Annotated in this window: 22 protein-coding genes; 19 read left to right on the forward strand and 3 right to left on the reverse strand. The window is 59.5% G+C overall.

Going from position 1 to position 21,282, the window contains the following annotated elements; translation table 11 throughout:
• Nucleotides 1-20 precede the first annotated feature (20 nt).
• The 13 genes from flaF (at nt 21) to folD (ending at nt 10,292) form a co-directional block, all read left to right on the forward strand.
• On the forward strand, nt 21-368 hold the full coding sequence (gene flaF / locus AC1D2R_RS06915; RefSeq protein ID WP_037060921.1) for a flagellar biosynthesis regulator FlaF: 348 nt from the start codon (nt 21-23) through the stop codon (nt 366-368).
• The gene (gene flbT, locus AC1D2R_RS06920; RefSeq protein ID WP_477966110.1) at nt 365-814 is read left to right on the forward strand and encodes a flagellar biosynthesis repressor FlbT; all 450 of its coding nucleotides are present in this window, start codon (nt 365-367) and stop codon (nt 812-814) included. The genes flaF and flbT overlap by 4 nt, the downstream gene beginning before the upstream one ends.
• Nucleotides 805-1,230 carry a flagellar hook assembly protein FlgD gene (gene flgD, locus AC1D2R_RS06925; RefSeq protein WP_477966112.1) on the forward strand — a complete coding sequence of 142 codons (426 nt, stop codon included), beginning with the start codon at nt 805-807 and terminating at the stop codon, nt 1,228-1,230. The genes flbT and flgD overlap by 10 nt, the downstream gene beginning before the upstream one ends.
• Before the next feature lie 70 nt (nt 1,231-1,300).
• Complete coding sequence (gene fliQ, locus AC1D2R_RS06930) at nt 1,301-1,567, forward strand: flagellar biosynthesis protein FliQ (protein WP_018898452.1); 267 nt, start codon at nt 1,301-1,303, stop codon at nt 1,565-1,567.
• Nucleotides 1,568-1,655: 88 nt separating this feature from the next.
• Nucleotides 1,656-3,743 carry a flagellar biosynthesis protein FlhA gene (gene flhA, locus AC1D2R_RS06935; RefSeq protein ID WP_477966114.1) on the forward strand — a complete coding sequence of 696 codons (2,088 nt, stop codon included), beginning with the start codon at nt 1,656-1,658 and terminating at the stop codon, nt 3,741-3,743.
• Nucleotides 3,740-4,492, forward strand: coding sequence for a flagellar biosynthetic protein FliR (gene fliR, locus AC1D2R_RS06940; RefSeq protein WP_477966116.1), 753 nt, complete (start codon nt 3,740-3,742; stop codon nt 4,490-4,492). The genes flhA and fliR overlap by 4 nt, the downstream gene beginning before the upstream one ends.
• Nucleotides 4,493-4,495: 3 nt before the next feature.
• Nucleotides 4,496-4,909, forward strand: coding sequence for a hypothetical protein (locus AC1D2R_RS06945; protein WP_477966118.1), 414 nt, complete (start codon nt 4,496-4,498; stop codon nt 4,907-4,909).
• A 32-nt stretch (nt 4,910-4,941) separates the two neighbouring features.
• Nucleotides 4,942-5,508: a rod-binding protein gene (locus AC1D2R_RS06950; protein WP_477966120.1), complete on the forward strand. Its 567-nt coding sequence runs from the start codon at nt 4,942-4,944 to the stop codon at nt 5,506-5,508.
• 17 nt (nt 5,509-5,525) lie between these two features.
• Nucleotides 5,526-5,891 (forward strand): hypothetical protein, encoded by a 366-nt coding sequence (locus AC1D2R_RS06955; protein WP_477966122.1) that lies wholly within the window; start codon nt 5,526-5,528, stop codon nt 5,889-5,891.
• On the forward strand, nt 5,891-6,421 hold the full coding sequence (locus AC1D2R_RS06960; protein ID WP_477966124.1) for a hypothetical protein: 531 nt from the start codon (nt 5,891-5,893) through the stop codon (nt 6,419-6,421). Before AC1D2R_RS06955 ends, AC1D2R_RS06960 begins: the two co-directional genes overlap by 1 nt.
• A gap of 245 nt (nt 6,422-6,666) precedes the next feature.
• Nucleotides 6,667-7,458: a WecB/TagA/CpsF family glycosyltransferase gene (locus AC1D2R_RS06965; RefSeq protein WP_477966126.1), complete on the forward strand. Its 792-nt coding sequence runs from the start codon at nt 6,667-6,669 to the stop codon at nt 7,456-7,458.
• A gap of 102 nt (nt 7,459-7,560) precedes the next feature.
• Entirely contained in the window at nt 7,561-9,270 is a 1,710-nt protein-coding gene (locus AC1D2R_RS06970; RefSeq protein WP_477966128.1) for a GumC domain-containing protein, read from the forward strand.
• 122 nt (nt 9,271-9,392) lie between these two features.
• A complete protein-coding gene (gene folD, locus AC1D2R_RS06975; RefSeq protein ID WP_477966130.1) occupies nt 9,393-10,292 on the forward strand; it encodes a bifunctional methylenetetrahydrofolate dehydrogenase/methenyltetrahydrofolate cyclohydrolase FolD in 900 nt (299 codons plus the stop codon).
• On the opposite strand, the gene AC1D2R_RS06980 is transcribed toward folD, so the two are convergent.
• On the reverse strand, nt 10,271-11,317 hold the full coding sequence (locus AC1D2R_RS06980; protein ID WP_477966132.1) for a LacI family DNA-binding transcriptional regulator: 1,047 nt from the start codon (nt 11,315-11,317) through the stop codon (nt 10,271-10,273). The two genes, folD and AC1D2R_RS06980, sit on opposite strands and share 22 nt — an antisense overlap.
• 280 nt (nt 11,318-11,597) lie before the next feature.
• Here AC1D2R_RS06980 and AC1D2R_RS06985 point away from each other — a divergent pair, with 280 nt between their 5' ends.
• The 6 genes from AC1D2R_RS06985 (at nt 11,598) to AC1D2R_RS07010 (ending at nt 18,624) form a co-directional block, all read left to right on the forward strand.
• The gene (locus AC1D2R_RS06985) at nt 11,598-12,959 is read left to right on the forward strand and encodes an ABC transporter substrate-binding protein (RefSeq protein ID WP_477966134.1); all 1,362 of its coding nucleotides are present in this window, start codon (nt 11,598-11,600) and stop codon (nt 12,957-12,959) included.
• Nucleotides 12,960-13,124: 165 nt separating this feature from the next.
• Complete coding sequence (locus AC1D2R_RS06990) at nt 13,125-14,138, forward strand: carbohydrate ABC transporter permease (protein WP_477966136.1); 1,014 nt, start codon at nt 13,125-13,127, stop codon at nt 14,136-14,138.
• A gap of 1 nt (nt 14,139) precedes the next feature.
• The gene (locus AC1D2R_RS06995; RefSeq protein WP_477966138.1) at nt 14,140-15,303 is read left to right on the forward strand and encodes a carbohydrate ABC transporter permease; all 1,164 of its coding nucleotides are present in this window, start codon (nt 14,140-14,142) and stop codon (nt 15,301-15,303) included.
• A 30-nt stretch (nt 15,304-15,333) separates the two neighbouring features.
• Nucleotides 15,334-16,986 (forward strand): beta-galactosidase BglA, encoded by a 1,653-nt coding sequence (gene bglA, locus AC1D2R_RS07000; RefSeq protein ID WP_477966140.1) that lies wholly within the window; start codon nt 15,334-15,336, stop codon nt 16,984-16,986.
• A gap of 20 nt (nt 16,987-17,006) precedes the next feature.
• Nucleotides 17,007-18,098 carry an ABC transporter ATP-binding protein gene (locus AC1D2R_RS07005; RefSeq protein WP_477966142.1) on the forward strand — a complete coding sequence of 364 codons (1,092 nt, stop codon included), beginning with the start codon at nt 17,007-17,009 and terminating at the stop codon, nt 18,096-18,098.
• A gap of 172 nt (nt 18,099-18,270) precedes the next feature.
• Nucleotides 18,271-18,624 (forward strand): hypothetical protein, encoded by a 354-nt coding sequence (locus AC1D2R_RS07010; RefSeq protein ID WP_477966144.1) that lies wholly within the window; start codon nt 18,271-18,273, stop codon nt 18,622-18,624.
• 72 nt (nt 18,625-18,696) lie between these two features.
• Here AC1D2R_RS07010 and edd read toward each other — a convergent pair whose 3' ends face one another.
• Both edd and pgl read right to left on the reverse strand, forming a co-directional pair.
• Complete coding sequence (gene edd, locus AC1D2R_RS07015; protein ID WP_477966146.1) at nt 18,697-20,517, reverse strand: phosphogluconate dehydratase; 1,821 nt, start codon at nt 20,515-20,517, stop codon at nt 18,697-18,699.
• A gap of 61 nt (nt 20,518-20,578) precedes the next feature.
• Nucleotides 20,579-21,277 carry a 6-phosphogluconolactonase gene (gene pgl / locus AC1D2R_RS07020; protein ID WP_477966148.1) on the reverse strand — a complete coding sequence of 233 codons (699 nt, stop codon included), beginning with the start codon at nt 21,275-21,277 and terminating at the stop codon, nt 20,579-20,581.
• Between the last annotated feature and the right edge of the window lie 5 nt (nt 21,278-21,282).

Here is a 21,282-nt window from a genome sequence, read left to right on the forward strand (position 1 = left end):
GTACAAAGAAGGATGCATGAATGTATCAGTTCTCTTATGCCGAGGTCATGCAGGACTCGGTGGCCGATGCGAAGGAGCGGGAGCGCCAGGTTCTTGACCGATCCATCGAGCTGCTTTCGGTTGCACGGGACAAAGAGAAGTATAGCCGGGAGGCCATCGATGCATTGTTCTACACCCGTCGCGTTTGGGTGAGCTTTATCGAAGACCTCAAGCATCCGGACAACCAGCTTGAGATCCAACTGCGTGCCAATCTCATCTCGATCGCAATCTGGATACTGAAAGAATGTGATCGGATAAGGCGGCGCCTGTCGACGAACTACCAGGGCATTATTGACGTTACCACCATCATCAGGGATGGACTTAAATGAAAAGCACGCTTCGTATTTCGCTAAAAGCCGGGGAAAAAATCTTCATCAACGGTGCGGTTTTGCGCGTCGACCGCAAGGTGGCGTTGGAATTCCTGAATGATGTAACGTTCCTTCTCGAAAACCACGTTCTGCAGCCGGAAGATGCGACGACCCCACTGCGCCAGCTCTATTTCATCGCGCAGATGATCCTCATCAACCCTGAGGGCAAAGACCAGTCGACGACGATGTTCCGCAAGTCGGTGACCATGCTTCTGACATGCTTCAAGAACGACGAGGTTCTTGCGGAGCTGAAGCGCATCGACGGTCTGGTGTCCACCGGCCGCGCGTTCGACGCACTCAAGGCTATCCGTGGCCTCTACGCCATCGAAGACAGCATTCTCAACAATCACGAGATGCACCCTGCGATGGTCGAACAGATTCGCAAGGAGATCGCACCATGGCGGTAGATGGTGTTTCGAGCGTAGCGAATGCGACTCCGAAGACGGCGCAACAGAAGGCGACGCTCAACTACGACAATTTCCTACAGTTGCTCATCGCTCAGATGAAAAACCAGGATCCGACGGATCCGGTCGACGCCAGCGAGCAGATGTCGCAGCTCGCGAGCTTCTCGCAGGTCGAGCAGACGATCCAGACGAACACCAAGCTGGACACGCTGCTTACGAGCTCGAGTCTCACCCAGGCCGGCAGCTACATCGGCAAGTACATGACCAGCGCTGACGGTTCAGTTAAGGGCACGGTCGCTTCGGTCAAGGTTTATTCGGACGGAATTATCGCGACGACGACCGACGGGAAGGGTATCCTCGTCCAGCAGGGAATCACTCTCGCTGATAAAGAGCCGGCAACGACACCCGCGTCGACCTGAGCCGACAAGATTTGAACGACGGTCCGGCCCGGATGGGACGGACCGAAAGGCGATATGAGGTTGCCTGACGATGAATGAAGCTGATGCACTCGATTTGTTCCAGGCGGCCATCTGGACCGTTCTCGTTTCTGCCGGGCCTGCTGTCGCGGCAGCAATGATCGTCGGCCTTGTAATCGCACTGTTCCAGGCGCTGACGCAGGTACAGGAAGCAACACTCACCTTCGTGCCGAAGATCGTGGCGGTCCTCGTCACCATTGGTATTTCGGCCCCGTTTGTCGGGTCGCAGATCTCGATCTTTACCAATCTGGTCTTCTCACGCATCCAGTCCGGCTTCTGAACCACCTTCGCGCAAGCTTCGCCATTTAACTGTCGATCCGAATTGGTGGGCATCATGCCCGCACCTCTCATGAAGAGACGGAATCGATATGGCGCAACCTCCTGCACTCCCCCTTCCGAAAGCCAGCCTGAACCTGCGCGATATCGGTTTTGCCATGGGCATCATCGTTATCATCTGCGTGTTGTTCCTGCCGATCCCGCCATTCCTGATCGATATGGGTCTGGCTTTCTCTATCGCCTTCTCGGTTCTGATCCTGATGGTTGCGCTCTGGATTCAGAAGCCGCTCGAGTTCTCGTCCTTCCCGACCATTCTGCTGATTGCGACGATGACACGTCTGTCGCTCAACATCGCGACGACGCGTGTCATCCTTTCGCACGGCAACGAGGGCCACGACGCTGCTGGCGGCGTGATTGCAGGCTTTGCAAGCCTCGTGATGTCGGGCGACTTCGTGATCGGTCTGATCGTCTTCCTGATCCTGATCACTATCAACTTCATCGTCATCACCAAGGGTGCGACGCGTATTGCGGAAGTCGGCGCGCGCTTTACCCTTGACGCCATCCCCGGCAAGCAGATGTCGATCGACGCCGATCTTTCGGCTGGCATCATCGACGAGAAGGAAGCGCAACGCCGCCGCAAGGAGCTGGAGGAGGAGAGCTCCTTCTTCGGCGCGATGGACGGTGCGTCCAAGTTCGTTCGCGGTGATGCCATCGCCGGCCTGCTGATCACCTGCATCAACATCTTCGGCGGCATCATCATCGGCTATTTCCGTCATGGCATGCCGATCGGCGAAGCGGCCGACGTCTTCGTCAAGCTGTCCGTAGGCGACGGTCTCGTATCGCAGATGCCGGCGCTCATCGTCTCGCTGGCGGCCGGCCTCCTCGTCTCTCGCGGCGGCACCGTCGGTTCGACCGACAAGGCTGTCGTCGATCAGCTGAGCGGCTATCCGCGCGCGCTTTCGGTCTCTGCTGTGCTGATGGTGATCCTCGGCCTGATGCCCGGTCTGCCGTTCATTCCTTTCATCTCGCTCGGTGGTTTGCTTGCCTTCGGCAGCTGGTTCATTCCGCGCCAGGTGGAAGCAGAGAACAGGGCGCGCCGCGAACAGGAAGAAAAGAAGGTTGTCCAGAACAAGGAGCTGGAAAAAGACTCCGTCAAGTCAGTGCTGCGCACGTCGGAAATCGAGCTTGCGCTCGGCAAGATGGTGTCCACGCGCCTGCTCGGCGCGCACCAGGAACTTGCCTTCCGCGTCGGAAAAATGCGCAAGAAGTTCGCCACCCAGTACGGCTTCGTCGTTCCCGAAATCAAGGTCACCGACGATATCGCCATTGCCGAGAAATCCTACCAGATCCGTATCCACGGTACGACGGTCGCGTCGAACCTGCTGCGTGTGGGCGAAGTACTGGTGGTCACCGGTTCCGGCCGCAAGCCGAGAATTCCCGGCGACGAGATCCGCGAACCCGCATTCGGCATGCCCGCCGTCTCCATTCTCGAGGCGTTCACGGAGGATCTGAAGCGCGAAGGCTTCCAGCCGATCGACAACGTCTCCGTGGTGCTGACGCATATGAGCGAAGTCATCCGCAACAACCTGCCGGCGCTTCTGTCGTACAAGGACGTGAAGGTCCTAATCGACCGGCTTGACCCGGAATACAAGAAGCTTGCTGACGAAATCTGCTCGTCGCACATGTCGTATTCAGGCCTCCAGGCGGTTCTGAAGCTGCTGCTCGCAGAGCGCGTTTCGATCCGCAATCTGCATCTCATTCTGGAAGCCGTTGCCGAACTGGCCCCCCATGTGCGCAAGACCGAACAGATCGTCGAGCACGTTCGCGTGCGTATGGCCCAGCAGCTTTGCGGCGACCTGGCGGACAACGGCGTGCTGCGTGTGCTGCGACTCGGTAGCAAGTGGGATCTCGCCTTCCATCAGGCCCTGAAGCGCGACAACAAGGGCGAGGTGGTCGAATTCGACATCGATCCGCGTATGCTGGAGGAGTTCAGCGAGCAGGCGACGAAAGTTATCCGTGAATTCATGGATCGCGGTTTGCCTTTCGCCCTTGTCACCTCGCCGGAAACACGATCCTATGTTCGCATGATCATCGAACGGCTGTTCGCAACGCTCCCGGTTCTATCGCATGTGGAGCTCGCCAAGGGCATCGAGATAAAGATTCTGGGCTCCATTTCATGATAGCTGACCCGCAAGGGACCGTACTGGCGCTGTTTCTGGTTTTCTGCAGGATCGGCGGCTGCGTTCTTGTCATGCCAGGCTTTTCATCAGCGCGCATGCCTATGGTGATTCGGGTCTTCATGGCCGGAGCTCTTTCCCTTGCGGTCATTCCGGTGCTGTGGGACACGGTCTATCCGGCCATTCACACATCAAGCGCCACCTATATCGGCTTTATTTTCAGCGAATCGCTGATCGGCGTAATGTACGGCATGCTGGCGCGTCTCTATACGCTCGGCCTTCAGTTTGCGGCGAGCGTTCTTGCCATGATGGTCGGCTATTCGCAGCCGAGCGCAAGCGACATCTTTGAAGATACGGCCGAAAGCGCCCTTTCGGGCTTCGTCACCTTTGCCGGCATGATGATTCTCTTCATAATGGATTTCCATCACATCGTCTTCCGTGCGCTGATCGATTCCTACACGTCGATGCCCTTTGGCGGCATTATGGACATGCGCAGTACGCTCATCTCGTTCACGGACACGCTGTCGTCCACGACGTTCATCATGCTGCGCCTCAGCAGCCCGTTTCTGATATTCGGCCTGTTATTCAACATCGCCATTGGCTTCATCAACAAACTTGCGCCGCAGATACCGGTCTATTTCATATCGACACCCTATCTGCTGTTCGGTGGGTTGTTCCTCTTCTACTTCTCCGTCGCTGCAATGATCAGCCAGTTCGGTCAATCCTTCGCCAGCGTCTTTATCGGCAGATAGCGTATGGCGGACAAGACACGCTCGCAGAAACTGAAGCGTCTCGTCGCCGTCCAGCGGCATCTCGAGCAGATGGCGGAGTACGATCTTGCCGAAACGAGCCGCCAGCGCGTCGAAGTGAGCGAGCAGATGGATAGCGTCATCCAGGCACTGGGCTCGATGGATCCGGTGCACCACGCTTTCTCTCAGGGCTATGCGGACCGTTTCAACAGACTGGGCATCAAGGACAAACAGCTCACCGGCATGCAGGAAGTCCACCAGATGCGCGTGCAGCAAGAGCGCGCCAAGGGCGACCGCCTGGAAGACGGCATGCAGGAAGCACTTGATGCCGAACGCCGCGAAGCCGACGACAACGCAATCTATGATATCATCGATCAAAAATTCGGTACGCCAGCCTCCAGCAAGCTTCAAAAACCATAATCGTCGCAATCTTAAATCAAGAGGATTGTGACTTGGCTATTTCACCTCCGAGTGATCTGGTGCTGGATGTTGTCAGAGCTGCCGACCCGGTTGAGGTCCAGGCAGCCCAGGAGAAACTGAAGGCAAACCAGGCAGCTTTCGCGGCAAACAGCCTTGCCGAAGYGGGCAACGGCTTCTCATCGGCTGTCGATGTGCTCGATCGGGCCACAGGTAAGACCGGCCTCGGTGACACCACGAATCGCAGCACCAAAACCGAAGAGATTCCGGAGACCTACCGCAAGTTCGAAGCGATGGTCCTGCAGAATTTCATCAAGAACATGCTCCCGAGCGACAGCGAGGAAGTCTACGGCAAAGGTGCCACCGGGGATATCTGGAAGGGCATGATGGCCGAGCAGCTGGGCAACGAGATTGCCAAGGGCGAAGGCATCGGCGTTGCCAAGGAACTCTATCACGATGCGCTCAAGAAGCAGGAAGGCAAGGTCGTCAACGCCTCCGCTGACCAGGATGATCGCAAGGTAGCGATGAGCATGATCGACGAATTCCAGCGCAAGACATTTGGTACCCCCACCGCGGACACAAAGTCCGCCAGCGACGCCTAAGAGAATCGAGGAAAAAAATGGAAATAATCTCGAACGATTACCGGATCAAATCCGTTCTTGGTCGCCTTGAAATGATCATCGACAACGAGAACACGCGCATCGGCAGCGATCCGCAGTTCGATCTCAAGGTATCGAATGCCCACAAGAGCCGTTGCCTTTATGAGCTCTCGACGCTTTTCCGTGACACGGATCCCAAGGAGCTCGCTGCCTCGCATCTGGACCAGTTGCATGGACTGAAGCAGAAGCTCGTCCTTAACGCCCGCCGGGTTGAGGCGCATCTGGAAGCCGTGCGCACGGTCGCCGATCTCCTGAAGAACGCCGTTCAGGATGCCGACGCTGACGGCACGTATTCGCAAGAGCAATTCGTAGCGCGTGATGCCTGATGATCAAGCTCGTTCTCACTGGCGGTTGGGTCTGCGCGATCACGCTGGCATCGGTCTATTTCACGGTGCATACGGCGATGGCGCCCGCGACCGCTCCTGATGATTTCAAGCAAAGTCAGGTCGACCTGGTGAAGGGTGAGACGATCACAGTGCCAGTCGTGAAAGACGGTGCCGTCGCCGGATATTTCCTCGGAAAAATGTCCTTCATGATGAACAAGGATATGATCAAGGACGTCTCTCTGCCGTTGACAGAAATGACGACGGACGAGCTATTCACGCTGCTTGTGGGAAACAAGATGATCGACGTCACCAGTATGAAGACGTTCGATCCGCAGGCCTTTCGCGACCTGATCAAGAAGAACATCAACGGTCATCTGGGCGGCGAGTATATTGACCAGGTCATGTTGGAGCAGCTGGATTACATCTCCAAGGACGAGGTCGGTGCCACATCTTCCGGGCATAAGACAAGGACGGGAAAGCCCGTAAGTGTCATTCCACCGGCTACTGCGAATGCCGAGACCACCGAATAGGCGTTTCCGATAGGGCGCCGCTTTGCGTTTCACGACCCGCCCATGTGGTTAATGAGCTCCTGACGCCTGCGGACAAATCCAAAGGGTTTTCCTAAAGGTTGCTTGAAGTCAGCCTGTTATAAGCCTCCGTGATGGGCTGACGTGCGCACTGTTTTCTATGTGTGGAATTCACCACGCGATCCCAGGCAGATCTCCTTTGTCCCCGGGATGCTCGACGAATGAAGCACTATCGCCAGGAATCAGGCATGAATCTGATCGCGAACTTCGCGGTGCTGGCGTCGCGTCGAACCATTTTCGATCTGCCGGTTTGTGATCTGGGATGGGACGACGCGCTCGTGTTCATCAACGAACTGCTGTCGGTACCCATGGGGCAGACGTCGATTTCCTTCGTCAACGCGCACAACATGCTGATGACGCTGCGCGACAGCGAGTATCGCGCGATTCTCTCCCAGAACCTGGTGTTGCCTGATGGCATCGGCCTGAACATCGCCTCGCAGATTGCCCATGGCTCGCCTTTCCCGGCCAATCTGAACGGCACCGATTTCGTGCCGGCCCTGCTGACATTCATGGAGCAGCCGCGACGCATCGGGTTGATCGGCGGCAAGCGAGATGTCGTCGAGCGTGCAGCCGCGAGCTTTCGCCGGCACGCGCCTTGGCACGAGTTCCTTGTCATCTCTGACGGGTACTTCGACAGGGAGGATGTCTCGGAGGTTGTCGCGGAAATCGAGCGGCGGAAACCCGACATTCTCATCGTCGGAATGGGTACGCCGCTTCAGGAGAAATGGGCCTACAACACCATACGCAGTGATCACGCGCGCCTTGTGCTGACCGTCGGCGCCCTCTTCGATTTCGTCTCCGGAACGGTCCCTCGTGCACCGACGATGGTGCGCGCGATGCGGTTGGAATGGGCCTATCGGCTGGTGCAGGAACCCACCCGCCTGTGGCGGCGCTACGTCATCGGCATTCCGTTGTTTCTCTACTTCGTCCTGCAATATCGCTTCAGCCGTCGCGCGCGCATACTGAAGCGATCCGCCTAGACGTGCCCGCATATTAACGATTTCTTTGCCAGAGATGTTTAGCCTTGATTAACCATCCGCGACTGCGATGGGGATCGATCGTTCCATGCACGAGATTTGGCGATGCGCGACACTTATTCGAGACGTCTGCCCCGTTCATTGCCCTTGCCCGCCAGGGGGGGCGACAGATCGGATGCGTTTGCCCGCGTCGGGTCTCCCGCAGAAATCCCGTCGCCCGAGGCCGAACTACTGCGCGTTATCGAACGCGCCCTGCAGACGCAGCAGCAGGCAGACGCTCGCCCGCCGCTGGTAAACCGCATCGAGACCATTCTCGGGAAGAAACTTAAGGCGGCAAACGACCGCCCGCCGGCGGCTGAGGCGCTTGGGTGCGAGATTGAGGTCGCCGACGTCCGGCCTGTCCGACCGGTGCCGGATCTTTCGCCTGCAAATGCGAGCGATCCGGGCACGCGCAGGCTGTTGCCCGGCGTTTTGATTGCTGCCCTGTGCTTGTCGGGTGCTGTCGGCGGCATGCTCATTCCAATGGAGCCATCCGGCTACCGCGCACAAGGCGTCCTGGCTGTTGAAGGCGCTCTCGATGCTCGACCGGCGCTCGTCAACGCCGCGAAGAGTGCGCTGCACTCGCCGCGCACGATTGCCGGAGCAGTCTCGGCGCTGAAGCTGGATCGCGATCCGGCATTTGCGGGTGCCGGCGCCGGTGCATTCAATATCGCGGTTGATCTGCTGTCGGCCAGCGGAGCGTCGATCGATCCCGTCTCGCGGGCAGAGGCGTCGCTTGCCGCTGCCATCCAGACATCCTCCGATATTGCCGCCGGAACGATCGATTTCTCAGTCACGACAGGCAGCGCCGACAATTCTGCGCGCATTGCCGCCTATCTTGCTTCGGCGGTTGGTCACCCCGCGCCTGGTGGCGCCGGAGAGGACTCAGCGCTGAAGAAAGCCAACGAGGCCGCTGCAGCCGAGCTTTCCGCGTTTACCCAGCAGGCCGGCGAGGGCAACGTCAAGGTCGCCATGGGTCTGCAGCGGCAGATCGCGGATGTGGATGATGCGCTCAAGGCCGCCGATCAGAAGCTGGTCGCAGCCAAGGAACGGGCCGATCGCTTGACGACCGCAAGGGTCGCCGATGTCGTGAGCGGCGCACTGCCTGCGGACGTCGTGTCGCCGGCGCTGGGGGATCGGAGAAACAGATATTTGGCCGCGAAATCCTCTCTCGCCCAGCTTGCCGCCAGTCTCGGGCCGCGGCATCCGAGGCTGATCGCCGGGCAGGCGGAGCTCGACGGGCTGAGCGGTAGCATCAGTGAAGAGCTCGCCCGGCTGTCACGTGATACCAACGATGAGGCGAAGTCGGCGGTCGCTGCGAGACGGCACCTCAGCGACTATCGTAATGCCTTGATCGCTCAGAGCAGGGATACGGGCGTTGATCTCGCGAAGCTGACGGAATTGCGCGACAAGGCCGCTGCCGCTCGCGCACGTTTGGAAGACGCGATGAGCACAGCGGGAGTGCCGTCCAGCGGAGTCCACGTCGCGCTCCTCGGCGCGCCGCAGGTCTCAGCTATTTCCTCGGGACGCGGCTTGTGGTTCGCGCCGTTGGTGGGAGCGCTTGCCGGTCTCGTTTTCGGCCTGGCTGCGGTATTGGGGCGAGGCAGGGACGAGCCCGAGGCGGCCGTACCGTCGCTCGCAACGCCGCCTGCCGAACCTCGGGTCGATATCCCCGCGCCGATGCCGGACCCGGCGGAACCGGAGGAGGTCGACCTCATCCGGTCCGAGATAGCAGCGATGCGCGACCGGCTACGGTTGAATGCCGCGGCATCCTGACGGCCGTTCGGTTGCGACACGATTGTACTTGCATTTCTCGTTTCAGGCAGGATAGGGCGTTGGCAGGCAAATCGTGCTGAACGCCACTGGCTAGAATGGCGAGGCAAGGGCAGGAGACAGTCTTGACGACAGTAATCGACGGCAAACAGGTGGCGGCTTCCGTAATCGAAACGGTCAAGGCCGCAGCATCCGCACTGGATAAACAAAGCGGCGTCAAGACCGGACTTGCCGTCATCATCGTTGGCGACGATCCTGCGAGCCATGCCTATGTGAATTCCAAGAGCAGGATGGCGAAGGAATGCGGCTTCAAGTCGGTTCAGCGGACGTTGTCGGTGGAAACGAAGCAGGAAGAGTTGGCGGCACTGGTCGCGTCCTTCAACGCCGACCCGTCGATCCACGGTATTCTCGTTCAGCTGCCACTGCCGAAGCACTTGAACCCCGAGCCGATCATCCAATCGATCCTGCCCGAGAAGGATGTGGACGGCCTTCATGTGGTCAACGCCGGCAARCTGGCGACGGGCGATCTGGAGACCGGGCTGGTCTCCTGYACGCCRGCGGGCGCAATGGTTTTCGTGCGSCGCACGCATGGCGAGGATCTGTCCGGGCTGAATGCCGTCGTCATCGGTCGCTCCAATCTCTTTGGAAAGCCGATGGCGCAGCTTCTGCTGCATGCCAACGCAACGGTCACCATCGCGCATTCCCGTACCAAGGATTTGCCGGAGGTCTGCCGCAACGCGGATATTCTGATTGCTGCCGTCGGTCGTCCCGAGATGGTGAGGGCAGGCTGGGTGAAGCCCGGTGCGACCGTCATCGATGTCGGGATAAATCGCATTCCGGCACCGGAAAAGGGTGAAGGAAAGACACGTCTGGTCGGCGATGTCGCCTTCGCGGAAGCGGCTGAGGTCGCCGAGGTGATCACGCCCGTCCCCGGTGGTGTCGGGCCGATGACCATCGCCATGCTCATGGCCAACACCGTAATTGCTGCGCACCGCTCCGCCGGTCAGACGCCGCCGCAATTCTGATCGATGCGTGGAGCTGCCCCCGTCGAAGCCCTGACGATCAGTTCCGTCTTCCACAGTTCCTGCTCCGGATAGGGGCCATCCTGCTTGACCGTCCCTATCAGCCGTTGCGCGATCCGCACACCGGCGGCGCGCAACGAAGAACGCGTGGTCGTCAACGGCACCGAGAAGTTTTCAGGCTTCAGGTGCGGCAACACGTCGTCATGCGCGATCAGCGAAATGTCTTCGCCGAGCTTCAGGCCGACCTGATTGACAGCGCGGATGGCGCCAAGCGCCAGCACCGTGCTCGAACAGAGAATTGCCGTTGGGGGCTCCGGCAGCTTCAGGAAGTGCTCCATGGCAAACTGGCCCTGTTCGTCCGTCATCGAAGAGTGACTGACGCAGATGTCGGGAAGGTTCAGCCCGCGCTCCGCCAAGGCTGCGATCACGCCTCTCTTGCGTCGAATCGCGAAATCGAGGTGCTCCGGCCCATTCATCAGCGCAAACCTAGTGTGCCCGAGCTGCAGCAGCAGCTTAGACGCATCGTAGAATGCGCCCTCATTGTCGATGTCGAGATACGGGTAGTCGGGCTCCGATCCGAACGACCGTCCGTGAACCAGGTAGGGCATGGAGAGTGATTGCAGAAGCGGCAGCCGCGGGTCGTGTCCTCGCATATAGGCAACGAACAACGCGTCGACATTGCCGCTGATCGCCAGTCGCCGCAATGCCCCGATCTCATCGTTGGGATCGGCGGGCATGATCACGAAATGGAAATCGTGGCGCACGGCTTCCTCGCCGAGCCCGGTCAGGAATTCACCGAAATGGACGTCGGAATAATGGCCGGGTGCTGTCGGCATGACGAGCCCGATCGACCCCGCCTTGCCGGTCGCAAGCCGTTGCGCCGCCTTGTTCGGCCGATAGCCGGTTTCCTTGACGGCCTGCAGAACACGCTCGCGCGTTGCCTCATTGACCTCGGGATAACCGTTCAACGCGCGGCTCACCGTGGTCTGCGACAGGCCCAGCAATTCCGATAGCTGTTTGAGATTCACGTGCTATGCTTCCTCCACCAGCCTTGGAGGCCAATCTCCCATTGGTATCCAAAGCGCTTTTAATTATGTAGCAGCTACGCCGCTTGACTCAAGAAAAATCGCTCCATATTCGGGTCCAGGCGCTGCTGCAATGCGATATCTGGTCGTGATGTAGCCGTTTCTGCGAAATGGCTTGACTCTTTTCTACCGAGAGTGAAATGAGTGGGTTGTCAAAGCGCTTTGGAATTTGCATTTGAACGATTGCAAAGCGTGGTTGGGATTGTGATGGGAGGTTGATCACATGAGAAAGACATTTTTGATGGGCGTTGCCTTGGCGGCGCTTTTGGGCGGTGCTGCATCCGCGGCCGATCTTAAGTTTGCCCCGGGCGAAGATTCCAAGTTCAACTGGAAGAGCTACGATGAGTTCAAGGCTGCTCACGCCGATCTGAAAGGGCAGGAGCTGACAATCTTCGGACCGTGGCGCGGCGAAGACGAAGCATTCTTCCGCAGCATTCTCGCCTACTTCACCGAAGCGACGGGCATTGATGCCAAGTATTCGTCGTCGGAGAACTACGAGCAGCAGATCGTCATCGACACGCAGGCCGGCTCACCGCCGAACATCGCGATCCTTCCGCAGCCGGGCCTCTTGGCCGACCTCGCCAGCAAGGGCTTCCTTGCGCCGTTGGGCGACGACAACTCCAAGTGGGTCAAGGACAATTACGGCGCGGGCGACAGCTGGGTAGGCTACGGCACGTACAAGGGCAAGGACGGCAAGGAAGCGTTCTACGCCTTCCCATACAAGGCCGACGTGAAGTCGCTGGTCTGGTTTGTGCCCGAAAACTTCAAGGAAGCGGGCTACAACGTTCCGACCACGATGGAAGAGCTGCAGGCCCTGACGGATCAGATCGTCAAGGATGGTGGCGTTCCGTGGTGCATCGGGCTGGGTTCGGGTGGCGCAACCGGCTGGCCGGCAACCGACTGGATCGAAGATCTCATGCTGCGCATGCAGCCGCCGGAAGCCTACGACAAGTGGACGACCAACGAATTGAAGTTCGATGATCCGGCCGTCGTTGCCGTCATCGACGAGTTCGGCAAGATCGCAAAGAACGAGAAGTATGTCGACGGCGGCGTGAAGGCTGTTGCTTCGACCGACTTCCGCGATAGCCCGAAGGGCCTCTTCGCCGTTCCGCCGAAGTGCTATATGCATCATCAGGCGTCGTTCATCCCGTCCTTTTTCCCGGAAGGCACGAAGCTCGGCCAGGACGCCGACTTCTTCTACATGCCGACCTTCGCCTCGCATCCTGAACTCGGCAAGCCGGTTCTCGGCGCCGGCACGCTGGTCACCATCGCAAAGGACTCGAAGACGGCTCGCGCTTTCGTCGATTTCCTGAAGACGCCGATCGCGCATGAAGTCTGGATGGCTCAGTCGAGCTTCCTGACCCCCTACAAGGGCGTCAACACCGCTGCATACGCCAACGATCAGATGAAGCGTGAAGGCGAGATCCTAACGACCGCAACGACCTTCCGTTTCGACGGTTCCGATCTGATGCCGGGCAAGATCGGCGCGGGCGCGTTCTGGACGGGCATGGTCGATTTCGTCGGTGGCAAGTCTGCGCAAGATACCGCCAAGGAAATCCAGAGCGCCTGGGACGGCATCAAGTAACATCGCCTGAATCCATGCCGCCGGTCTCGGCGGCATGGTCGCAATGCTGGCCGGATGCTCCTCGGGACGTCCGGCCATCGCCGCCTTATGCGCCATGCTGACACGACAGTTGGCGTGGGGCGGCGTTTAGCCCTGAATAGACAAAGGGTAGCAGGGGAGGGATGAATGCTATCACAGATAGTTTCCGCTTTGGGGGTTGTGGTCGTAGCGGTGTTCGCATGCTCGGCCTATTTTTATTTCTCGAACAAGCTCCTGGATCTGGCGCTGCCGGTGAGGGATGGCGACATCCGCACCGCGTCGCAGAACCTGAACCGCCGCTCGGTCATCCGGCCGTGGCTGTTTCTCTTTCCCGCGCTGTTTCTTCTCGTCGTCTATCTCGTCTATCCCGTGATCGCGACACTGATCCTGTCCTTCTATGACCGCTCCGGTGTCGATTTCGTCGGTCTCTCAAACTACAAGTGGGCCTTGACCGATCGCGAATTCCGTCAGTCGATTTTCAACAATATATTGTGGCTCGCCGTCGTCCCGGCGGCATGCACCTTCTTCGGTCTCGTCATCGCCGTCATGACCGACCGCATCTGGTGGGGCAACATCGCCAAGAGCATCGTCTTCATGCCGATGGCGATCTCCTTCGTCGGCGCCTCCGTCATCTGGAAGTTCATCTACGAGTATCGAGGCGGCAATGACACGCAGATCGGTCTGCTGAATGCGATCGTCCAGCTGTTCGGCGGTTCGCCGCAGGTGTGGATCTCGGTGCCCTTCTGGAACAATTTCTTCCTGATGATCATCCTCATCTGGATCCAGACGGGTTTTGCCATGGTCATCCTCTCAGCCGCGCTTCGCGGTATTCCCGAAGAGACGATAGAGGCAGCGGTGATCGACGGAGCAAACGGCTGGCAGATTTTCTGGCGCATCATGGTGCCGCAGGTCTGGGGGACCATCGCCGTCGTCTGGACGACTATCACCATTCTGGTGCTCAAGGTGTTCGATATCGTGCTGACGATGACCAATGGTCAGTGGGATACGATGGTTCTCGCTAACCTGATGTTCAACTGGATGTTCCGCGGGGGCGGTGATTCCGGGCGAAGTGCGGTCATCGCGCTCATCATCATGCTGGCCGTGACGCCGATCATGGTCTGGAACGTTCGTCGCGCCAATCGCGAGCTGGGAGCACATTGAGATGACCTTGTCAGGAAACGTCTTCAAGATCGGCCCGGCCCGTCTGCTCGTTCACTTCACAGTTCTCGTCATCGTCGTCATCTGGCTCATTCCGACGCTCGGGATCTTCGTCAGTGCGTTGCGCGACAAGGACCAGATCGTCGTCTCCGGCTGGTGGACCGCCTTTGCCGGTTCGTCGCGAACCGTGGCCTCCCGGCTCGGCCAGCCCGATCAGCAAACGCTGGACGGCGCTGTCTATGTCATCGCCGGAAACGTCCTGCAAGGCCAGGAAGGCCGCTCCATCAGGGCCTTCGGTACGCGCGTGGCGCAACCGGCCGCCTACAAGGCCGGCGACACCGCCGATCTCGGCGACGGTGTCTCGTTGCTCGTCAACGAAGACGGCAGCTATCGCTATATGAAGAATGCCGCTTTCGGGCCCGATGACGGCGGCCGGCGCGTCTACGTGTCCGTGGCGACCCCGCCGGAATTCACGCTGCAGAACTACAAGACGGTTCTGACCGGCGAGGGCATCGGGCAATCCTTCATCAACTCGTTGACGGTCACCATCCCGGCGACGATCATCCCGATCCTCATTGCGGCCTTTGCAGCCTATGCGTTGAGTTGGATGGAATTTCCGGGCCGCGCGCTGTTGATCGCACTCGTCGTCGGCCTCATCGTCGTACCGTTGCAGATGTCGCTGATCCCGCTGCTGCGCCTCTACAATCAAGTCGGCTCGCTGCTCGACGCGCCGTCGAAGACTTATCCCGGCATCTGGCTCGCGCACACCGCCTTTGGCATGCCGCTCGCCATCTACCTGCTCCGCTCATACATTGCGGGGCTGCCGAGGGAGATTATCGAATCTGCTCGAGTCGACGGCGCCAGCGAGTTCGAAATCTTTACCCGCATCGTTTTGCCCTTATCTTTCCCCGCACTCGCGTCGTTCGCGATCTTCCAGTTCCTGTGGGTGTGGAACGACCTGCTTGTCGCCATGGTCTTCCTAGGCACCGACAGGGATCATCTCGTGCTCACGGGCGCCTTGAATGCGCTGCTGGGCTCACGTGGTGGCAACTGGGAAATCCTGACGGCCTCGGCATTCATCACCATCATCGTACCGTTGCTCGTGTTCTTCGCCTTGCAGCGTTATCTGGTGCGTGGTCTGCTTTCGGGCTCGGTTAAGGGCGGCTGAACCCCAAGACTAAATTCAACAGGACCAGACATGAGCATGGCATCGCAATCCATTTTGACGGCTGACAAGGACTGGTGGCGCGGCGCGGTGATCTATCAGATCTATCCGCGTTCCTACCAGGATTCCAACGGTGACGGCATCGGCGACCTAAAGGGCATCACGGCCCGTTTGCCGCATGTCGCAGCCCTTGGCGCGGACGCGATCTGGATTTCGCCCTTCTTCACTTCGCCGATGCGCGATTTCGGTTACGACGTCTCCGACTACGAGAATGTCGATTCGATCTTCGGCACGCTGGTGGATTTTGACTCGTTGATTGCCGAGGCACATCGCCTCGGCATTCGCGTGATGATCGATCTTGTCATCTCGCACAGCTCCGACCAGCATCCCTGGTTTGTCGAAAGCCGCTCCAGCAAGACGAATGCGAAAGCGGACTGGTACGTCTGGGCCGATTCCAAGCCTGATGGCACGCCGCCAAACAACTGGCTGTCGATCTTCGGTGGTTCCGCATGGGCGTGGGATCCGACGCGCATGCAGTACTACATGCACAACTTCCTGACCTCGCAGCCGGATATGAACATGCACAATCCGGAAGTGCAGGATCGGCTGCTCGACGTGGTGCGGTTCTGGCTGAAGCGCGGTGTCGATGGCTTCCGCCTCGATACAATCAACTTTTATTTCCACGACCTGCAACTGCGCGACAACCCGGCGCTGGCACCTGAGCGCCGCAACGCATCGACGGCACCGGCCGTGAACCCCTATAATTTCCAGGAACACGTCTATGACAAGAACCGCCCGGAGAACATCGCCTTCCTGAAGCGCTTCCGCGCCGTTCTCGAGGAGTTTCCGGCGATCGCCGCCGTCGGCGAAGTCGGTGACAGCCAGCGCGGTCTTGAGATCGTCGGTGAATACACCTCGGGCAACGACAAGATGCATATGTGCTATGCCTTCGAGTTCCTGGCGCCCGATCCGCTATCGCCGGAGCGCGTCGAAGAGGTCATGGAGGACTTCGCGGCCGCCGCGCCCGACGGCTGGGCCTGCTGGGCATTCTCGAACCATGACGTCATGCGCCACGTCAGCCGTTGGGGTTCGCTGGTTGCCCATCGCGACGCCTTCACCAAGCAATATGCATCGCTGCTGATGACGCTCCGTGGCTCGGTTTGCCTCTATCAGGGCGAAGAGCTCGGCCTGACCGAAGCGGACCTCGCCTATGAGGATCTGCAGGATCCCTACGGCATTCAGTTCTGGCCGGAATTCAAGGGGCGCGACGGCTGCCGCACGCCGATGGTCTGGGACTCTCAGGTCACCCAAGGCGGCTTTTCGACTGTGAAACCGTGGCTGCCTGTCCCCGTCGAGCACATCCTGCGAGCCGTCAGTGTCCAGCAGGGCGACGAGAACTCGGTGCTTGAGCACTACCGTCGCTTCCTCGCTTTCCGCAAGCAGCATCCGGCCTTCGCCAAGGGCGAAATCGAATTCATGGAGCCGCAGGGCGACATGCTCGTTTTCGCGCGTGAGTATGGCAATGAGAAACTGCTTTGCGTGTTCAACATGGGCGCCGTCGAGGGCAACGTGGTTTTGCCGGCGGGAGATTGGCAAGCGTTGACGGGCCATGGCTTCGTCAGCAATAACTATGGTGAGAAGATCGATATTCCGGCGTGGGGAGCGTATTTCGCTCGTCTCGCATAGAACTTCTGGAGGAGGAACCAATGACTGGACTGACGCTCAAGGATATTCGCAAATCCTACGGTTCCGTGGACGTGCTCCACGGTATCGATCTGGAGATCAAGGAGGGCGAATTCGTTGTTTTCGTCGGTCCGTCGGGCTGCGGCAAGTCCACGCTGCTGCGCATGATCGCCGGCCTCGAGAACATTACGGGCGGCGATATGTATATCGACGGCCAGCTTGTCAACGACGTCCCGCCCTCCAAGCGTGGCATTGCCATGGTGTTCCAGTCCTATGCGCTCTATCCGCATATGACAGTATACGACAACATGGCCTTCGGCATGAAGATTGCCGGTGAGAACAAGCAGGAAATCGATCGCCGGGTTCGCGCCGCGGCCGACAGCCTTCAGCTTGGCAAGTATCTCGACCGTCTGCCGAAGGCGCTCTCGGGCGGTCAGCGCCAGCGTGTTGCCATCGGCCGCGCCATCTGCCGCAATCCGAAAGTCTTCCTTTTCGACGAGCCGCTATCGAACCTTGATGCAGCGCTTCGCGTCGCGACCCGCATCGAGATCGCTCGCCTCAATGAGCAGATGGCCGATACGACGATGATCTATGTCACCCACGATCAGGTCGAGGCAATGACGCTTGCCGACCGTATCGTCGTGTTGTCGGCCGGCAATATCGAGCAAGTCGGCGCGCCGCTCGAACTCTACGAACGTCCAGCCAATCTCTTCGTCGCAAAATTCATCGGCTCGCCGGCCATGAATGTCATCCCGGCGACGATCACCGACGCCGGCAGCACCACGACGGTCACACTGACGGGCGGGAAGTCGGTGACGCTGGATATCCCGACCGCTGCCTCGGAAAAAGGCAAGACGGCGAGCTTCGGCGTTCGCCCGGAGGATCTACGCATCGCTGGTGCCGCCGACGACTATCTTTTCGAAGGTGAGGTGTCGATCGTGGAAGCGCTCGGCGAGGTAACATTGCTCTACATCGAGGGTCTCGTTCAGGGCGAACCGATCATCGTCAAGCTGCCCGGCATCACCGATGTCAGGAAGGGTCAGAAGATGCATTTCTCGGCCGACCGTTCGAAACTGCATCTGTTCGATGCCGATGGTCGCACCTACCGCAAATAAGCTGCGAGCTGTTTTCGGGTCGTTTGCAAAAGCGGCCCGAATCGCAACATCTCTCACCTTCTGTTAAAGGTTCGATTGGTAAGATTCCCCAGCGCTTATTTAGGGGACTACGGCGGTGGCTGCATTCAATCCGATGCCTTCGGGACACTTTCTGAACAAAGAGGAATCCTTCATGTACGACCGCGAGGCGCGGTTCAAGATGGAGGACACCATGAACGCGGCGCGCTTGGAGTATACCGAAAACGGCGTGCTGAACATGGCATCCCGCCGTTGCGACATCATCCGCATTTCGAAGAGCAGCGCGGTTCTCGCGATCCTGACGCAATTCAGCCTGCCCAAGCAATCCTACCTGGATATTCCCGACGCTCGTATCACAAAGGTCGGCTGCGTGCTGATGCGCGTGAACGCGAATAACACCATCGAAGTCCGCTTCCTTCGCCTCCTCACGGACAAGGAACTCAACAAGATCTTCGTCTACAGCACTCATCCGGCGCACCGCGACCGCGTGCTGGACATCCGCGGCTGATTTCACCGACACAAAACCCGCGGGCTTTGTTCTTTAGACTGTCAAGGGACGGCATGCCGCCGCTCGAAACTCTTAATGGAAGAGGACGCTTGCGCCGCGGTCGGACGCACCCACCGCACGACGGAACGGCGCAAAAAGCTCCCGGCCCATGCCGAACTCGTTGTCCGACAGGTCGGCCACGACGGCCTCGCGTTCCGCAAGATCCGCGGCATCAACAAGAACCTCCAGCGTGCCGGCGATCGCATCGAGACGGATGATGTCTCCGTCCTTGATTCGCGCGATCGGCCCGCCGTCGACGGCCTCCGGCGTCACGTGGATCGCGGCGGGAACCTTGCCCGAAGCTCCGGACATGCGGCCATCGGTCAGGAGCGCAACGCGGAAGCCGCGGTCCTGCAGCACGCCGAGCGGCGGCGTCAGCTTGTGCAGCTCGGGCATGCCGTTGGCCTTCGGGCCCTGGAACCGAACAACGGCAATGAAATCCTTGTTCAGCTTGCCTTCCTTGAAAGCGTCCTGCAGCTCCTGCTGGCTGTGGAAGACGACGGCCGGGGCCTCGATGACGTGGCGGTCCGGCTTGACTGCAGAGATCTTGATGACTGCCTTGCCAAGATTGCCGCGCAGCATCTTCAGCCCGCCATTGGCCTGGAAAGGCGTTTCGATGCTGGCGAGAACCTTAGGATCGGCGCTCTTTTGGGGGGAGGGCTCGCGCACGATATTCCCATCTTCGCCGAGGCGCGGGTCGATCGTGTAGGCCTGCAGCCCCTGGCCGAAGACGGTGCGAACGTCGTCATGCAGCAGGCCGTGCTTCAAAAGCTCCTTAATCAGGAAACCCATGCCGCCGGCTGCATGAAAGTGGTTCACGTCGGCAAGGCCGTTCGGATAGACGCGAGCCAGGAGCGGCACGATTTCCGAGAGCTCGGCAATGTCCTGCCAGGTCAGCTGGATGCCGCCCGCGCGTGCCATGGCGACGAGATGAAGCGTGTGGTTCGTCGAGCCCCCGGTCGCATGCAGGCCGACGACGCCGTTGACGATCGAGCGTTCGTCGATCATTTCGCCAGCCGGCGTGAATTCATTGCCTTGCGCGGTGATGGCAAGCGCACGTTTTGCGGCTTCACGGGTGAAGGCTTCGCGCAGCGGCGTGCCCGGATTGATGAAGGAAGAGCCGGGCATATGGAAACCCATGATTTCCATCAGCATCTGGTTCGAATTGGCCGTGCCGTAGAAGGTGCAGGTGCCGGGACCGTGGTAGGATTTGGATTCTGCTTCCAGCAGTTCGGCGCGCCCGACCTTGCCTTCTGCGTAGAGCTGGCGGACACGGGATTTCTCGTCGTTCGGCAGTCCCGTCGTCATCGGCCCGGCGGGAACGAAGATCGCGGGAAGGTGCCCGAAAGACAGGGCTGCAATGAAAAGGCCGGGGACGATCTTGTCGCAGACGCCCAGGAAGAGCGCCGCATCGAACATGTTGTGGGACAGGCCGACGCCGGCAGCCATGGCAATCAGGTCGCGGGAAAAGAGCGAAAGCTCCATGCCAGGCTGGCCCTGAGTAACGCCGTCGCACATCGCCGGGACCGCGCCTGCCACCTGCGCGATGCCACCGGCTTCAGCCGCTGCTTTTCGGATGATCGCTGGATAGGTCTCGAACGGCTGGTGTGCCGAGAGCATATCGTTGTAGGAGGTGATGATGCCGAGGTTGGTCACGCGGTCGCCCGCAAGTGCATCCTTCTCGGCGGGTGAACAGACCGCGAAGCCGTGGGCGAGGTTCGCGCAGCCCAGTGTCGAGCGGCTAACGCCCTTGGAAGCCGCGTTGCGCAGTCGCTCCAGATAGAGGCCGCGGGTCGGCTTCGAACGTTCGACAATGCGAGAGGTAATCGCAGCAATGCGTGAGTGAGCGGACATGGGAGATCCTGCCTTTGTCTGGTCTTTCAATTGTCTGTTCGCCGGCTCCGTGCCTGGCTGCTTACGGAGCCCAGTAGATGTCCACCGGCGAGGCGGCCCGGCGCAGAATGGCGCGGATCGGCATTTCTGCCTCATCGCCGGCACTTTCCGCCGTCGTCAGCACGTCTTTCTTTCCCTCGCCCTCAATGTGCAGCACCAGAAGTCTGGCGTCCTGGAGGCTGGAAAAGGTGAAGGTCAGGCGTGGCTCGCCGGCACCTTCGGCATCCATCATGATGATGCCACGAGGCGTCGTCGGATCCAGAGCGACATCGAGGTTGTTGCCGCCTGGGAAGAACGATGCCGTATGGCCATCGCCGCCCATACCCAGAATAACGGCGTCGAACGGATTGCCGATCGCCTTTGTCGCGCGCGTTGCAAGCGCGGCAGCCTCCTCTACCGAACCGGCTGGCTGATAAAGCGGCTGGAAGGTCGCTGCCTTCGCCCTGTTCTGCAACAGGTTGCTTGCCACCAGCAAGTGGTTGGAGCGTTCATTGTCTGCCGGTACGAAACGTTCGTCAACGAGCGTAATCGTCACCTTGCGCCAGTCGATGTCTCGCGTCGAGAGCTCCTGAAAGAAGGCTTTCGGCGTCGAGCCGCCGGAAACGGCGATTGCTGCCGTCCCGCGTGTCGTGATGGCCGTCGAAAGTGATGCGGCGACCTTGTCTGCAAGGTTGCGCGCCAGTTCCGCGGCGTCGGCAAAAGCATGCATGGTCGCTGCCATCGCTC

It is taken from the genome of Rhizobium sp. P1_C7, from assembly GCF_056406295.1.

What these genes read in the sequence shown, in the direction of transcription:
- flaF (WP_037060921.1), top strand. Translation starts at nt 21, where the DNA reads ATGTATCAGTTCTCTTATGCCGAGGTCATGCAGGACTCGGTGGCCGAT.
- flbT (WP_477966110.1), top strand. Translation starts at nt 365, where the DNA reads ATGAAAAGCACGCTTCGTATTTCGCTAAAAGCCGGGGAAAAAATCTTC.
- flgD (WP_477966112.1), top strand. Translation starts at nt 805, where the DNA reads ATGGCGGTAGATGGTGTTTCGAGCGTAGCGAATGCGACTCCGAAGACG.
- fliQ (WP_018898452.1), top strand. Translation starts at nt 1,301, where the DNA reads ATGAATGAAGCTGATGCACTCGATTTGTTCCAGGCGGCCATCTGGACC.
- flhA (WP_477966114.1), top strand. Translation starts at nt 1,656, where the DNA reads ATGGCGCAACCTCCTGCACTCCCCCTTCCGAAAGCCAGCCTGAACCTG.
- fliR (WP_477966116.1), top strand. Translation starts at nt 3,740, where the DNA reads ATGATAGCTGACCCGCAAGGGACCGTACTGGCGCTGTTTCTGGTTTTC.
- AC1D2R_RS06945 (WP_477966118.1), top strand. Translation starts at nt 4,496, where the DNA reads ATGGCGGACAAGACACGCTCGCAGAAACTGAAGCGTCTCGTCGCCGTC.
- AC1D2R_RS06955 (WP_477966122.1), top strand. Translation starts at nt 5,526, where the DNA reads ATGGAAATAATCTCGAACGATTACCGGATCAAATCCGTTCTTGGTCGC.
- AC1D2R_RS06960 (WP_477966124.1), top strand. Translation starts at nt 5,891, where the DNA reads ATGATCAAGCTCGTTCTCACTGGCGGTTGGGTCTGCGCGATCACGCTG.
- AC1D2R_RS06965 (WP_477966126.1), top strand. Translation starts at nt 6,667, where the DNA reads ATGAATCTGATCGCGAACTTCGCGGTGCTGGCGTCGCGTCGAACCATT.
- AC1D2R_RS06970 (WP_477966128.1), top strand. Translation starts at nt 7,561, where the DNA reads ATGCGCGACACTTATTCGAGACGTCTGCCCCGTTCATTGCCCTTGCCC.
- AC1D2R_RS06985 (WP_477966134.1), top strand. Translation starts at nt 11,598, where the DNA reads ATGAGAAAGACATTTTTGATGGGCGTTGCCTTGGCGGCGCTTTTGGGC.
- AC1D2R_RS06990 (WP_477966136.1), top strand. Translation starts at nt 13,125, where the DNA reads ATGCTATCACAGATAGTTTCCGCTTTGGGGGTTGTGGTCGTAGCGGTG.
- AC1D2R_RS06995 (WP_477966138.1), top strand. Translation starts at nt 14,140, where the DNA reads ATGACCTTGTCAGGAAACGTCTTCAAGATCGGCCCGGCCCGTCTGCTC.
- bglA (WP_477966140.1), top strand. Translation starts at nt 15,334, where the DNA reads ATGAGCATGGCATCGCAATCCATTTTGACGGCTGACAAGGACTGGTGG.
- AC1D2R_RS07005 (WP_477966142.1), top strand. Translation starts at nt 17,007, where the DNA reads ATGACTGGACTGACGCTCAAGGATATTCGCAAATCCTACGGTTCCGTG.
- AC1D2R_RS07010 (WP_477966144.1), top strand. Translation starts at nt 18,271, where the DNA reads ATGTACGACCGCGAGGCGCGGTTCAAGATGGAGGACACCATGAACGCG.
- edd (WP_477966146.1), bottom strand. Translation starts at nt 20,517, where the DNA reads ATGTCCGCTCACTCACGCATTGCTGCGATTACCTCTCGCATTGTCGAA.
- pgl (WP_477966148.1), bottom strand. Translation starts at nt 21,277, where the DNA reads ATGGCAGCGACCATGCATGCTTTTGCCGACGCCGCGGAACTGGCGCGC.